Source organism: Nocardiopsis sp. NPDC055879 (genome assembly GCF_053615935.1).
In genome coordinates this window covers 205,538-219,248 of the sequence record NZ_JBSHCT010000001.1, presented here as the reverse complement: position 1 = coordinate 219,248, position 13,711 = coordinate 205,538, and the positions used below count along the sequence as shown (strand labels likewise).

10 protein-coding genes are annotated in these 13,711 nt (G+C 70.1%); 7 read left to right on the top strand and 3 right to left on the bottom strand.

Annotated features, from left to right (window positions below; translation table 11 throughout):
• Nucleotide 1: 1 nt before the first annotated feature.
• Both ACWGKS_RS00890 and ACWGKS_RS00885 read left to right on the top strand, forming a co-directional pair.
• Complete coding sequence (locus ACWGKS_RS00890) at nt 2-430, top strand: hypothetical protein (RefSeq protein ID WP_358508954.1); 429 nt, start codon at nt 2-4, stop codon at nt 428-430.
• A gap of 124 nt (nt 431-554) precedes the next feature.
• A complete protein-coding gene (locus ACWGKS_RS00885) occupies nt 555-1,082 on the top strand; it encodes a DUF3558 family protein (protein ID WP_358508952.1) in 528 nt (175 codons plus the stop codon).
• Nucleotides 1,083-1,158: 76 nt separating this feature from the next.
• On the opposite strand, the gene ACWGKS_RS00880 is transcribed toward ACWGKS_RS00885, so the two are convergent.
• Nucleotides 1,159-3,243, bottom strand: coding sequence for a cytochrome c oxidase assembly protein (locus ACWGKS_RS00880; RefSeq protein ID WP_358508950.1), 2,085 nt, complete (start codon nt 3,241-3,243; stop codon nt 1,159-1,161).
• A gap of 328 nt (nt 3,244-3,571) precedes the next feature.
• On the opposite strand from ACWGKS_RS00880, the gene ACWGKS_RS00875 reads away from it, so the two are divergent.
• The 5 genes from ACWGKS_RS00875 (at nt 3,572) to ACWGKS_RS00855 (ending at nt 9,872) form a co-directional block, all read left to right on the top strand.
• Nucleotides 3,572-4,846, top strand: a complete 1,275-nt coding sequence (locus tag ACWGKS_RS00875; protein ID WP_358508948.1) for an amidohydrolase family protein — start codon at nt 3,572-3,574, stop codon at nt 4,844-4,846.
• A gap of 137 nt (nt 4,847-4,983) precedes the next feature.
• Nucleotides 4,984-6,102 (top strand): alanine dehydrogenase, encoded by a 1,119-nt coding sequence (gene ald, locus ACWGKS_RS00870; RefSeq protein ID WP_358509003.1) that lies wholly within the window; start codon nt 4,984-4,986, stop codon nt 6,100-6,102.
• A 400-nt stretch (nt 6,103-6,502) separates the two neighbouring features.
• Entirely contained in the window at nt 6,503-8,110 is a 1,608-nt protein-coding gene (locus ACWGKS_RS00865; protein ID WP_358508946.1) for an IS200/IS605 family accessory protein TnpB-related protein, read from the top strand.
• Nucleotides 8,111-8,184: 74 nt separating this feature from the next.
• Nucleotides 8,185-9,333, top strand: coding sequence for an enolase C-terminal domain-like protein (locus ACWGKS_RS00860; protein WP_358508944.1), 1,149 nt, complete (start codon nt 8,185-8,187; stop codon nt 9,331-9,333).
• 83 nt (nt 9,334-9,416) lie between these two features.
• Nucleotides 9,417-9,872 carry a MaoC family dehydratase gene (locus ACWGKS_RS00855; RefSeq protein WP_358508942.1) on the top strand — a complete coding sequence of 152 codons (456 nt, stop codon included), beginning with the start codon at nt 9,417-9,419 and terminating at the stop codon, nt 9,870-9,872.
• 17 nt (nt 9,873-9,889) lie between these two features.
• Here ACWGKS_RS00855 and ACWGKS_RS00850 read toward each other — a convergent pair whose 3' ends face one another.
• Both ACWGKS_RS00850 and ACWGKS_RS00845 read right to left on the bottom strand, forming a co-directional pair.
• Nucleotides 9,890-11,578 (bottom strand): glycosyltransferase, encoded by a 1,689-nt coding sequence (locus tag ACWGKS_RS00850; protein WP_452521401.1) that lies wholly within the window; start codon nt 11,576-11,578, stop codon nt 9,890-9,892.
• Entirely contained in the window at nt 11,575-13,674 is a 2,100-nt protein-coding gene (locus ACWGKS_RS00845; RefSeq protein ID WP_358508940.1) for a glycosyltransferase, read from the bottom strand. The genes ACWGKS_RS00850 and ACWGKS_RS00845 overlap by 4 nt, the downstream gene beginning before the upstream one ends.
• Nucleotides 13,675-13,711: the final 37 nt, after the last annotated feature.

The window sequence follows — 13,711 nt, the reverse complement described above, 5'->3', positions numbered from 1 at the left end:
AATGACCAACGTGAATTCGCTGGTCAACATCGTCGTGTTCGGAATCGGGGGCGCCATCCTGGTGGCGTCCCTGCTCGGCCTGCTGCTCGTGGTGTCGGGGAGTTCCCGGGGGTCCTCTCCCCGGTTGCTCACCGCCTTCGGAGTCGCCTCGATCGTGCTGTGGGTGGTGCTGCCGGCGTTGACCGCCCTGAACGAGATGTCGGCGGGAGCCGGCTTCTGGGTGGGGTTCGCCGGGGCGAGCGTCGTGGCGATCGTGATGTACGCGGTCAACGCGGCCATGCTGCCGATGGTGGCGCGTCGTCAGGCCCTGGTGAGCGGCCAGACCGGGTTGGCGGGGATCAAACCCACCCCTTCGGTGCTGGTGGGCGGCCTGGTGATCTGTCTGGCCATGGCGCTCCTGGTGACCGGTGTGACGGCCTTCATCTCCTGAACCCGATGTCCACCCCCGTGACCGTTTCCGGCCACAAGGGCGCCGGGGGCGGCGACGCTCTGTAGCTTCGTGCCGGGGTCCCCTGATCGGGGAGCCCCGGCTTCGTTGTGCGGAGGGCGGCGGGATGCGCGGGTGGAGGTGGGCGGTCGCGGCCGTGGCGGCCATGCTGGTCGGCGGTTGCGGTGGCGAGGTCGACCTGGCCGAGCGGGACTCCATCGATCAGTTCGACGTGCCCCCGCTGGATCCGAGCGTCCGACACCCCTGTGACCTGCTGACCGACGAGACCGCGATCGACCTGGGTCTGCTCGCCGAGGGTGGTAGCGGCAGTCCGCAGTCGGACGACAACTGCTTCTTCACCGACGCGGTCGACTCCAGCGTGGACGTGCGGGTGGAGACCCACGACCCCGACGCCGGGGAGGACGAGCCACCGGTCCCCCGCGCCCTCTCGGCGGCGTTCGAGGGCGGTGAGGCGTACGAGTACGTGGCGGTGGAGGGCTATCCCGGCTACACCGAGACCTTCCCCGACTCCTGCAACCTGGAGTTGGCCACCTCCGACGAACACAGCCTGTTCGTCCAGGTCAGCGCGGACGACGCCTGTGAGACCGCGATCCAGACCGCCCGGAGCCTCATCACCGCCTCCCCTGAACTGTGATCGTCGCGAACAAGGGTCGGGCCCCCTTTCCACGCTCCTGGAAGGGGGCCCGTGAGGGATCGACCGAGGGTCGGTGTCAGTTCGGCTGTTGACGGGAACGACGGTCGAGCTCGGCGAGGTACTCGTTGTAGGCGTCCATGTCGGAGTCGTCGGAATCGCCACGGCTGCTGTGCCGCTGCCGACGACGTTCCTGACGTTCGTCGTCACGCGACCACTGCACCACCAGCGCCAGCATCACCAGGAGCGTGGGGATCTCGCCCAGGGCCCAGGCGATGCCACCGCCCTTGTACTGGTCGGCCATCGGGTCCTGCATCCACGGGATCTCGAACTGGCCGTAGTACTCCGCGGCGATGGGCGTGGTCTGCTCCATGATGGCGATGCCGAAGAAGGCGTGGAACCCCATCACCACCAGCAGCAACAGCAGGCGCAGCAGGAACGGGACCTTCCTCGGGGCCGGGTCGACACCGATGATCACCCAGTAGAAGAGGAAACCCGAGACGAGGAAGTGCACACCCATGAACAGGTGACCGAGGTGGTCGTTCATGAGCATGCCGAACAGCGGCGTGAAGTAGAGGGCGTACAGGCTGAGCACGAAGATCGGCGCGGCCACCGCGGGGTGGGTGAAGAACTTCGAGTAGCGGCTGTTGAGGAAGGCGTTGAGCCATTCGCGCGGCCCCCGGTCGCCCCGCCGCTCCGCCGGTTTCAGGGCACGCAGGGCCAGGGTCGCCGGCGCGCCCAGCACCAACAGGATCGGGGTGACCATGGCCAACACCATGTGCTGGATCATGTGCGCCGAGAACATGATCATCGCGTAGGTCGCGAAGCCGGTGAGTTGGACCAGGACGATGGTCAGCAGCCCCGCGAGGAAGGCGACGAGGCGTCCGATCGGCCACTTGTCGCCCCGCTTGACCAGCCGGCGCACACCACCCAGGTACAGGCCCGCGGCGACGACCACGAACATGATGAAGAACAGGTCGGGGCGCCACAGGGTGAGCAGGTTCTGCATGCTCATGGCGGACGGGATGGTGAAGCCCAGGATGGCGGCGGCCGGGTCGACGGTGCTCTCCAGCGGCGGGGGCGGCGCGGTACGGCCCAGCCCCACGGAGATCCCCATGACCGCGGCCATGATGACGACCTCGACCCCGGACAGCCGGATGAAGTTCCAGCGTCGGAAGGCGTGGCCGTCCTCGCCCTCCGGTGCCCCGGCGATCCGGTTCACCGTCCATTTGCGGTGCGCGTAGCCGAAGCCGCCGAGGACGACGAACAGCACGACCTTCGCGACGATGAAGAGCCCGTACTCGGTGAAGAACAGGTGTTCCAGGGAGTAGAGGCGGGCCAGGGCGCTGGCGGCACCGCTGACGGCGACACCGACGTAGGCCCACAGCGCCATGCGACTGAACCGGTGAGCGGCGGTGGCCGGCGCCTCGCCATCGGTTCGTACCGCGTGGTAGGTGACCGCGGCCAGGCCGCCCACCCACACGCAGATGGAGATCAGGTGCAGGGCCAGGCCGGTGACCGCGAGTTCGTGGGAACCCGAGGAGGCCGAGTGTCCCGTAAGGGCCGGCGGGGTGACCGCGACCAGGGAGGCCACGAGCAGCCACAGGCCGGAGGTGGCGCCGGTGCAGGTACGACCGAACAGCGCGATTCCGGTCGTGATCAGGATGACGAACATCAGGGCGATGCCACCGGAGACCGAACCCGCGAAGGCGGTCACCTCGTCGATGGAGACCTGGCCCATGGGTTTGGCGAGGAACTCGGAGGCCTGGAAGTACAGGGTCGCCACGGCGGCCACGGTCCAGCCGAGGGAGGCCCAGGTGGCGGCGCGTACGTAGCCGATGGCCTGGTCGGACAGGCGTCCCTTGTAGGAGGGCAGCAGCAGGACCGCCATCACCAGCAGGCCGATCGTCAGGACGGCCCCGACGTTCATGAAGGCCTTCGTGATCGGCATGCCCCAGCGCACGGCCTCACCGGCGTCGGGTAGGCCCGGGATGACCCTGGCGAAGACCGAACCGCCGATGACCAGGGTGAAGCCCAGGAAAATAGCGCAGACCAGGGCGACGATCATCGCGAAGATCGGTACGACACCGGTGCCCGGCGGCTGGTCGGTGTCGTTCTGGTGGTCCTTGATCGGGGAATTGTCGTTCTGTGCGGGAGGAGCCACGTGCCACTCCGTCTTCGAGTGCGGTCAACAGCAGGTCAGGGCTCTCGGCCGTGATGGCCACCGCTGTGCTGTGCAGATCGGGGTCCGGCAGGGGCCGCACGGAGGAACACCTCGACCAAGGTTAGTCCGTTTACTACGCGGTGTCGGACTTGGTACACGATAGACCGCCCCAGGGCCCCGGCCAGTACGTGAAAGCGGCCCTGTTGGTGATGTTCCCCCCATATGAAGGGGCTCCACGCGATACGCTCGACGCCCCGACGAGTCCCTGCTCCTTCCCCTCCTCGACACCTCTCACCCTGACCCGAGCCCTGCGCCCGAAGGGGGAGCGATGCCCGATTTCGATACCGTCATCCGTTCGACACGAGTGGTGGTCCCCGAGGGGATCGAAGCCGCGGACGTGGCCGTCCGCGAAGGCCGCATCGAGGCGGTGCTGCCATATCGCTCGATCACCGATCCGCCCGCTTCATCGGATCGACCAGATCGAGTCGAACGATCCGAACCCGAACGACACGAAGGGCCCGGTCCACGGATCGTCGACCTCGGGGATCGGCCCCTGTTGCCCGGGGCGGTCGACCTGGGTACCGGGGTGCACGCCCCCGGTGAGGATCTGGCCCACTCCTACCACCGGGCCGGTACCGCCGCCCTGCGCGGCGGCGTCACCTGCATGGTGGTCGCCCCCGCGCCCGGACGTCCCGCCATCACCTGCGCGGACTCCCTCCAGGTACACCAACGCGCGTCCGCCGGTTCCCCGGTGGCGATCGCGTTCCTGGGCGGGGTCAACCAGGGCACCGGCCCGCTGGACCTGGCCGATCTCCAGGCCGGTGGCGTGGTGGCCTTCCAAGCGTCCCTCTCGGACGGGGGCGCCCCCGACATGGCGGCGCTGAGCGACGCCGGGCTGCGCAAGGCCATGGTGGAGATCGCCACCCTGGACTCGCTGCTGATCGTGCACGCCGAGGACGCCGCCGAACTCGGGACCCCTCCGGTCAGTGCCGAACAGCGCCCGCCCCGGGCCGAACGACGCGGGCTGGAACGGGTGATCTCCGCCGCCCGCGTCGTGGGTGCGCGCACCCACATCGCCCCGTTCACCGCCGCCGAGTGCGCGGCGCTGTTGTCGGCCGCGGAGGCGGCCGGGGTGGAACTGGGCGCACAGACCTGCCCGCACTACCTGTGCCTGCCCGCGGAGTTCCCCGGGCCGGACTCCCCGGTGCGCGGCTGCCGTCCGCCGCTGCGCTCGGACGCCAACCGCAAGGCGCTGTGGAGTGCCCTCCTCGAACCCGGGTCGGCCCTGGGAACCATCGGTTCGGGCCATCTGCCGGCGATCGGGTTGTACACGCTGCGGTGGAGTCTGTCCGCGTTGTGGACCGCCGCGCGTCGACGCAACCTCACCCTGAGCCATCTGGCCCGTTGGACCGCCCAAGGCCCCGCCGACCTCCTGGGGCTGGCCCGTGGCCGGATCCAGCCCGGGTTCGAGGCGGACCTGCTCGCCTTCGACGACGAGGCGACCACCCTGGTGCCCGAGGACGACCCGGGACCCTACGCGGGGATGCGGCTCGCCGGAAGGGTCGCGAGGGTGTGGGTGGGGGGCCGAGAAGCACACTCCTAGACCCGTGTCACACGCCACACGGAGTCCTTACATCCTGTCAACATGGCCCTACAGGGCTATGCACATTGGCGATAGCGCCGGGGCGCCTTCGCCGTTCACAGTGGTAGGTGTCCATGGCGATACCAGTTGGAGGAACCGTGCTCATCGGTGTGCCCCGCGAGATCAAGAACCACGAGTACCGAGTCGCCATCACCCCGGCAGGGGTCCATGAACTGACCGGCCGAGGGCACGAGGTCTTCGTCGAACACGACGCGGGTCTGGGTTCCTCCATCACCGACGAGGAGTACCGGGAGGCCGGCGCCACCATCCTGGCCACCGCCGACGAGGTGTGGGCCACCGCCGACCTCGTCCTCAAGGTGAAGGAACCCGTCCCCGCCGAGTACCACCGCATGCGCGAGGGCCAGACCCTCTTCACCTTCCTGCACCTGGCGGCCTCGAACGAGTGCACCGACGCGCTGGTCGAACGCGGGGTCACCGGCATCGCCTACGAGACCGTCCAGTTGCCCGACGGTTCGCTGCCGCTGCTGGCGCCCATGTCGGAGGTGGCGGGCCGGCTGGCCACACAGGTCGGCTCGGTGACCTTGCAGCGTTCCGCCGGTGGTCGTGGGGTCCTCATGGGCGGGGTCCCGGGGGTGCGACCGGCCCGGGTCACGGTGATCGGCGCCGGTGTGTCCGGGTTGAACGCCGCACAGATCGCCGTGGGGATGGGCGCCGAGGTGACGGTGCTGGACCTGAACGTCGACAAGCTGCGGCACCTGGACTCCCTGTACCAGGGGCGGATCAAGACGGTGGCGTCCAACCGCTTCGAGGTGGAGTCGTCGGCCCTGGAGTCCGACATGGTGATCGGCGCGGTGCTGGTCCCCGGCGCCAGGGCACCGAAGCTGATCTCCAACGAACTGGTCGCCCGGATGCGCCCGGGCGCGGTCCTGGTGGACATCGCGATCGACCAGGGCGGCTGTTTCGAGGACTCGCGTCCCACCACCCACGACGATCCCACGTTCACCGTGCACGACACGGTGTTCTACTGCGTCGCGAACATGCCGGGCGCGGTCCCCAACACCTCCACGCACGCGCTCACCAAGGACACCCTGCACTACGTCGTGGCACTCGCGGACAAGGGATGGAAACGGGCCCTGCGTGAGGACCCGGCCTTGGCGGCCGGTCTGAACACCTTCGGCGGAGAGGTGGTCTACGCCCCGGTGGCGGAGGCCCACGGCCTCAAGCACCGTGCCCTGGACGAGGTCCTCGCCCACTGATCCCTGTTCCCGTGTCCGGGGTGAGACACCCGACGTGGGCCCGACCCGAGAGGGACGAACCCGCTCCGACCCGCACAAAGCCCGTACCACCAGGGAAACCTTCGTCCACAGGGTGAGCCGTACGGGGTGGTCGGGCGGGTCCGGCGGGGGTACTGTCTCTTCGTGTGCGCGGTCGCATGGGTTTGCATGAACACTCATCAATCACCCCCGAACCACTTCGCCAACGCGACGGCTCGGCCACCGGGTCAGGGACCGTTTCGCCCCCTGATCCGGGCAGAGGAGTTTCCCGGTTCGTGCCACCCCCGCTCCCGGAGGTGGCTAGCGTTGGATTCGAACACAGGGATCGAACACGATCAAGGGCAGGGGTGGCAAGCCAGTGGTGGGCACCGATCAGCGGGGTGTGCGGTCGATCGCGGACCCCTATCCGGTTTCGGGGCCCACCGGGGTGGCCGTGCGCACCCGCCTCAAGCACCTGACTGCTCAGGATGAGAAGGTGTTGCGTCTGGTCGGCGCCCATCTGGGCTCGCTCGCCGCCGCCGACCTCAAGGCCCGGTGCGCCGATGGCCTGGATCACGACAGTGCGTCGTGGGCGGAGCGTAAGCGGGCGTTGACGCCGGAGTCGTCTTCGCGGTGGGCGGGGTCGATCACCAAGGCCACCCACGACCAGTGGGCCCTGGCCCGGCGCGGCCAGGTGGCGCACCTGCGCTCTTTGGAAGCCGGGATCGCCACGATCCGGCACCGGTTGTCCTTGCCGGTCGGGGCCAAGGGCATCAAGAAGAAGCCCGGTGGTTACCGGTCCCGGCAGGAGTGGCACGCCAAGTCCCGACGCCTGGCCACCCTGCAAGACCGGCTGGCCACGGTGCGGGCCGACTTCGAGGCAGGGAAAGTCTCCGTGGTGCGTGGCGGTAAGCACGTGGCCCGTCACCGCCACCATCTCGATGCGGTTCAGCTCACCGAGCCCTCATGGCGTGAGCGGTGGCAAGCGGCCCGCTGGTTCTTCCAGGCCGATGGGGAGTCCGGCAAGCGGTTCGGGAACGAGACGATCCGCGTCACCCCTGACGGTGAGGTGTCGATCAAACTCCCGGCGCCGCTCAAGGAATGGGCGAACGCCCCGCACGGCCGGTACCGGCTCTCCGGGACGGCCGTTTTCGTCCACCGGGGCCGGGAGTGGGCCAGCCGGGTGGCGGCGAATCGGTCGGTGGCCTACCGGGTGCACCTGGATGTGGATCGTGGGCGCTGGTACCTGACCGCCTCATGGCAGATCGCGGAGCCATCGCAGATCCCCCTTCGGTCCGCCCTGGCTCAAGGGGTGATCGGGGTGGACATGAACGCCGACCACCTGGCCGCCTGGCGTTTGGACACCCATGGCAACCCGGTGGGCGCACCGCGCCGGTTCGACTACCGGTTGTCGGGCAGCGCCTCGCATCGTGACGCCCAGGTCCGCCACGCTTTGACCCGGTTGTTGCGCTGGGCACGGGAGTGCGGTGTGCGAGCGATCGCGGTGGAGGATCTGGACTTCACCGACTCCAAGACCCGGGAGAGGCACGGCCGTAGGAAACGGTTCCGGCAGCTCATCTCCGGGATGCCCACCGGCAGGCTCCGTACTCGGCTGCTGTCGATGTGCGCTGAGGCCGGGATCGGTGTGATCGCCGTTGATCCCGCTTACACCTCCAGGTGGGGTGCTCAGCATTGGCAGAGGCCGCTGACCGGTAGGAAACGAAGGACTTCCCGACACGCCGCCGCCGCGGTGGCGATCGGTAGGCGCGCTCTGGGGCACGCGATCCGGTGTCGGATGGCACCGCCCCCGCATCACCGGAGTGATGGTGCGGGGCATCGGACCGTCCAGACCGGGCCACGTGGCCCAGGGCGTGAGGGAGACCGCCCCCGCGCATCCGGACCACGGACACGATCCGATGGGGCCGGGCGCGGGCCGAACGCGGTGGACCAGAGCGCCCAAGACCGTTCGGGGTGCTCGGCCGAGCATGTGCAACTCATACTCGGTCTCTAGGAACGGTACCGTCGAAAGTGGGTCCTTCCCCGTGGCGGGCCCCTTGCCCGAGGCCCGAGCAAAGGTGGACTGTAGTGACGCACGCCGGAGCGGTGACCGTGACCCGCATCGTCGAACTCGAACTGGTGCGGCTGCGTCCGTCTCTGGCGGGGCGAGGCGCGGGCAGCGCCGCCCCCGTCCTGGTCCGGGTCTCCGACGGCGAGGTGAGCGGTTGGGGCGAGGTGCCCGGTGCCACCCCCGGGCAGTGGGACGCGCTGGCACGGGTCTTCGCACCCGCCCTGCTCGACCACTCCTGGCGCCGGCCGACCGAGGTGGTGGAGGCCTTCGCCGACCTGCCCTGGGATCCCGCGCTGGTGGGCGCGTTGGACACCGCCTGTTGGGACCTGTGGAGTCGACAGCGCTCGACCCCGCTGGCGCACGCCCTGGCCGGGTCGCGCACCGCGCTCACCGCGGGGGTGACCCTGGCCCGGCAGGTGACGTCGGAGTCGGTGATCACCGAGGTGAACCGTCAGGTGGGGGCGGGTTTCCGGCGGATCAGGTTGGAGGTCCAGCCGGGCTGGGACACCGACGTGGTCCGCGCGGTACAGACCAGCTTCCCGTTCATGGTGCTCCAGGTGGACGCGGGCGGCCGGTACACCGAGTCCCCCGAGGACCTGGACGCGCTGCGGTCCCTGGACGCCTTGGGGCTGGTGGCCATCGAGGACCCCTTCCCGGCCGACGACCTCGCCGCGCACACCCGGCTGTCCACCGAGCTGCGAACACCGGTGGCCCTGAACCGTTCGTTGTCCTCGTTGGAGGACCTGGGCGAGGCGATCCGGGCCGAGGCCGGCGGCGCGGTCAACGTGGATCCGGCCCGGCTGGGCGGGTTGACCGCGGCCCGTCGGGCGGTGGACATGGCGGTGGACGCCGGTTGGCCGGTGTGGTGCGGTTCCTCGGCGCGGACCGGGGTGGGCCGCGCGGCGACGGTCGCGTTGGCCTCACTGGCCGGGGCGACCCTGCCGGTGGAGATGCCCGGCGCGGGCTCTCGCGGTCGCGATCTGGTCGTGCCACCGGTGCGCGCGCACGACGGGGTGGTCCCGGTGCCCTTGACCGCGAGCGGTCTGGGACACGAACTCGATCCGACGACCCTTCGCTCCTTCACCGCCAGGACGCTGCTGTTGGACTCCCCACGGGCCTCCGATCCGGGCACGACCTGGCGCCCGGGCGGCCCCGAACACAATTAACCGAACACCGTTAGGTAGAGTGGCGCGCACCACAGCGGGCCTCGGTAGGCAGGCCCGGCCCCCAACCCGAACGTGGAGGCGTCGTGCGCGTATTCGCCGACATCAACGAGGTCATCTCCGCCCAAGGCGAGTCCTTGGGCGTCACCGACTGGGTCACCATCGACCAGAGCCGTATCGATGGATTCGCCGACGCGACCGAGGACCACCAGTGGATCCACCTCGACGCCGCCCGCGCCGCCCACGGCCCCTTCGGCGCCACCATCGCGCACGGCTTCCTGTCGCTGTCGCTCGTGGCGCACTTCTCCCAGCAGATCTTCCAGATCACGGAGAAGCCCAAGATGTCCATCAACTACGGGCTCGACAAGGTGCGCTTCCTCCAGCCCGTCGTCGTGGGCTCACGCGTGCGCGACGCCGTGGAACTCATCAAGGTCAAGGAGACGCCCAAGGGCTACCTCGTCTCCAGCCGGCACACCGTGGAGATCGAGGGTCGGGAACGGCCGGCCCTGGTCGCCGAGACCTTGGGGCTGTGGGTGCCCTGACCCCCGATCCCCCTGTCTCAGCGGGCGATACGGCTCAGGGCCCGGCGGACCAGGCTCGGGGTGAACCAGCGCAGCTTGCGTTCGGCGCGTTCGGCCCGTCGACGCATCCGGTCGCCCCGGTCCGTGGCCTGCCGCAACTTGGCCCGCAGACGCTCCACCGACTCGCTCTCGCGACCGGTGGGGGCCTTCTCCTCCAGTTCGGCCTCCTCCGGGCCCAGGGACGCGATGACGCCGGTCGCCGGGGTCCAGTGGATGCCGAACACCTCCTCCACGAGGTGGTCCAGGTCCTTGCCCTCGGCCTCCGGGTCCAGGTGACGGGCGCGCTCGAAGGCGGCCACCCGCTCCAGCCGCAGCACACCCTCACCGGCGCGCAACGCCCCCGGCATCGGGGAGCACAGAAGTCCGGCGCCGGACCGGTCGCAGGCCATGACGAGTTCCGCCAGGGCGTCCGGGGTCGGCGGCGGCCCCGCCTCCAGGTACAGCCGGAACGGCACGCGCGGGTCGGTCTCCGGCGGCGACTCCACGAAACGCACCCGCGGGTCCCCTCGGAAGGTCTCGTGCGCCAGGCGCAGGTCGAGGAACTCCTCCTCCAACGGCGGGCGGCGGTCGTTGTGCAGTCGCGACCACGGCCCCACCATCCACAGACGCAGGTCCGGGGTGGAACCGGACAGCAACGCCCCGGCGGTCTCGTCGACCTCCTCCAGGGTGCGTTCGGCCACGTCGAGGACCACGTCCACCAGCGGCACCTCCCACTGGCGTTCCGAACGCTTGCGGCGCAGGTGGAAGTCGGGCACCCGGTTGGACACGTACGGCATCCGGTAGCGGGTGCCCGCGTCACGCTTCTCCTGCATCTGGGAACGCCCCAGGTGCCAACTGCTGCTGTCCAGGTCGGGCACGAACACCGCGCCGCGCTGGGCCAACCGGTGCCCGAACTCGCTGTCGCCGCCCAGGACCATCTCGGGGTCCATGCCCCCCGACCTCAGGTACAGGTCGCGGTGCAGCGACCCGGTGGCGCCGACGTAGACCTTGAACCCCTCGTGGCCCGCCGAACGCAGTCGGTCGGTCCGTTCGATGAACCGTTCCACCCAGTGCGGGTCGGCGCTCTCCCGGTCGAAGAGCGTGTCGCCGCGACCCGCCGCGACCTCCTCGTACACGTATTCCGGGACCATCGCGGTGGGGTCGAAGTCGACGAACAGCTTGTGGCCCAGCACCACCGTGTAGTCGGCCAGGTGGTGCCAGCGCAGCTGGGACTCCACGTGCTCGCGATGGACCAGCATGTCCGCGTCCAGCCGCAGGATCACCTGCCCCGTCGCGGCGGCGACACCGGTGTTGACGGCGTGCGCCGACCCCCAGCCACCTTCGGCGGAAGGGATGACGCGGGTGTTCTCGGGACGTATCCGCGGCGGGGTGAGCGGTTCGGGGCTGCCGTCGTCCACCACGATCACCTCCATGAGGTGCGCCGGGTAGCTCTGCGCGGCCAACGACGCCAGCACCAGGGCGAGCTTGTCCGCCCCCTCATGCGCCGGGATCACCACGCTCACCGACAACGTCGGCGTCCACTCCCCCAATTCGGGGACGTCCAGCACGGTGTAGTCGTTGCGGTGGATCCGGGGCCGTTCGGGCGTCCCGCCGTCCGGTGGGACGACTCCGAGCAGCGGCGCCGGTCCGGTCTCGTCGTACGCGGAGGTGTTGTCTGCGGTGGTCAACGGTGGCCTCCCGTGGTGGTCGGTGTCGTCGTGCCCGGTGTCCCGTTCACGTCAGGTCCCTCGATGCGGGCCTGGACCGGTGCCCGGGATCCGAGCAGGGGATCCTGTCCGCCGCCCATGGGCTCGGGTGTGCCCTCCAACAGGGCGCTGGGCCGCCAGCCGGACCACTGTCTGCTGTTGCGGCGCAGGAAGTAGCCCATGTCGGCGGACCAGGTGTGCCCCTCCCCCGCGCGGCGCAGTAGGTAGCCCAGGCCGTGGGTACGGAAGATACGGCCGCCGTTGCGGCGCACGGCCAGCAACAGCTGGCTGTCGATCGCTCGGGGCAGCGGCCGGAACCCGCCGACGGCGTCGAGCACGGAGCGGTCGATGACGATCGTGCTGCCCACCACGTCCGGAGAGGGCTTCTCCGTCTGGTAGCTGCGCCACACCGTGATGTCCAGTTCCTGCAGGTAGACCAGGTCCTGGGTGATGCCGACGAGGTCGGCGCCGGAGTACCGGCGGGCCATGAGCATGTCGCCGAGGTGTTCGGGGCCGTACCAGTCGTCGTCGTCCCACTTGGCGATGACCGTCCCCGAGGCACGGTCGGCGGCGTCGTTGAGGACGGCGCCGAACACCTGGTCGGCGGGGGCCTCGTGGACGGTGAGCGGGATTCCGGTGGCCTCGAACTCGCGTAGCGCCGACCGCACCACGGGCACGTCGGCGGTGAACCCGTGCATGGCCAGTACCAGCTCGAAGCGGACACCCCGTTGGCGGGCGATCTGGGCCAGCGCGAAGCCCACCAGTTCCGGTCTACGGGTGCAGAGCAGCACCGTGACCAGGGGTTCGGGTGGCAGCGGGACACCGGCACGTGCGGCCAGCGCACGCCAGCGGACCGATTGCGAGTGGGTGCCCAGGGCCGCGCGGCGCAGCCGGACGCTGTGCTCCTCGCGGGTGAGGGGGTCGGCGAGTTCCCTCTCCTCCACCGCGGTGAGCAGTTCGACGAGCGGGTCTCCGAGGTCGGCCGCCCATACCGGGACGGGCCGACCGATCAGGGGTACACCGGCGGCGGCCAGGGAGGCCACCGTGCGCACCGCGGCGAGCGGGCCGGAGTGTCCGGTCCAGTCGATCCGGATGCCGCGCAGGTACCGGAGCCTGCCGATGTCGAGGTCGGTGACGGTGCCGTCCTCCGGCAGGACGCACAACACCTTCTTGTCTTCGAGGATGACGGCACGGTCGCCGTGGGCGGTGAGGTCGCCCATGGGGCCGCCGGCCTTCTTGGTGAAGCCGATGGGGTTGACGGTGTACTCGTCGACGGGTGGGACCCGGTGTGGATCGGCCTCCCCGGCCCCCGGTGGAACGGCCCTGACGATGGCGGACCAGGTACGGCCCGTGGTCGCCGGGATGTCCAGGTGGGGGACGACGGGGTCCTCCCACTCGGGCAGTCCCACCTCGTCGGTGCGCAGGACCAGGTCGGACTTGGGCGAGACCCGACGCAGCGGAACCGGGCCGGTGGCGCTGACCCCGGTGGCGGCGATGTCGCCGGGCCGCCACAGGGACCCCTCGTTTCCGTGGAGGCCTGCCAGGGGCACGGTGCGCCGGCCACGTCGTCCCCCTCGGACGCCGTGCACGACGCAGTCCATGGCCAGGGCCGTCTCGACGGAGTTGGGGAAGAACAGTTCGCACACCCACCCGCGCTTGCCCATCCGGCGCACGCGGGCTTCGAGGAGGTCGTTCCACTCGTCGATGCCGGGCGGCGAGGGCAGGAGCGGGCCCTGGTGACCGGGGGTGTCGATCACGGAAACGAGCAGGTGCACGGTGCGCGGCAGCGCGGTGGCCGCCGTCAGGACGCGGCGCAGGTCGGTCAGACTGGCGGCCACGACCGCGACCAGCCCGGCGGTCCCGGCGCCCTCCTCCGGCCCACCCCCCTCGTTCTCGATGTCGGAGACGGGCACCAGGTCGCCCATGCGGTGGGCGTCCAGGTCGATCAGGCGGTCGCCCGGGCGCAGTCGAAGCGTGGCCAGTTCACGCCTGGTCGTCGTCGGGTCACCGGTGTGGCAGAGAACGGCGGGTTCTTCACCGCGGATGCGTAGGGCCTGACGGACGACTGATGTGATCATCGGGCAACCTTGGGCGTAGCGGGCAGGTGAGGCCCTT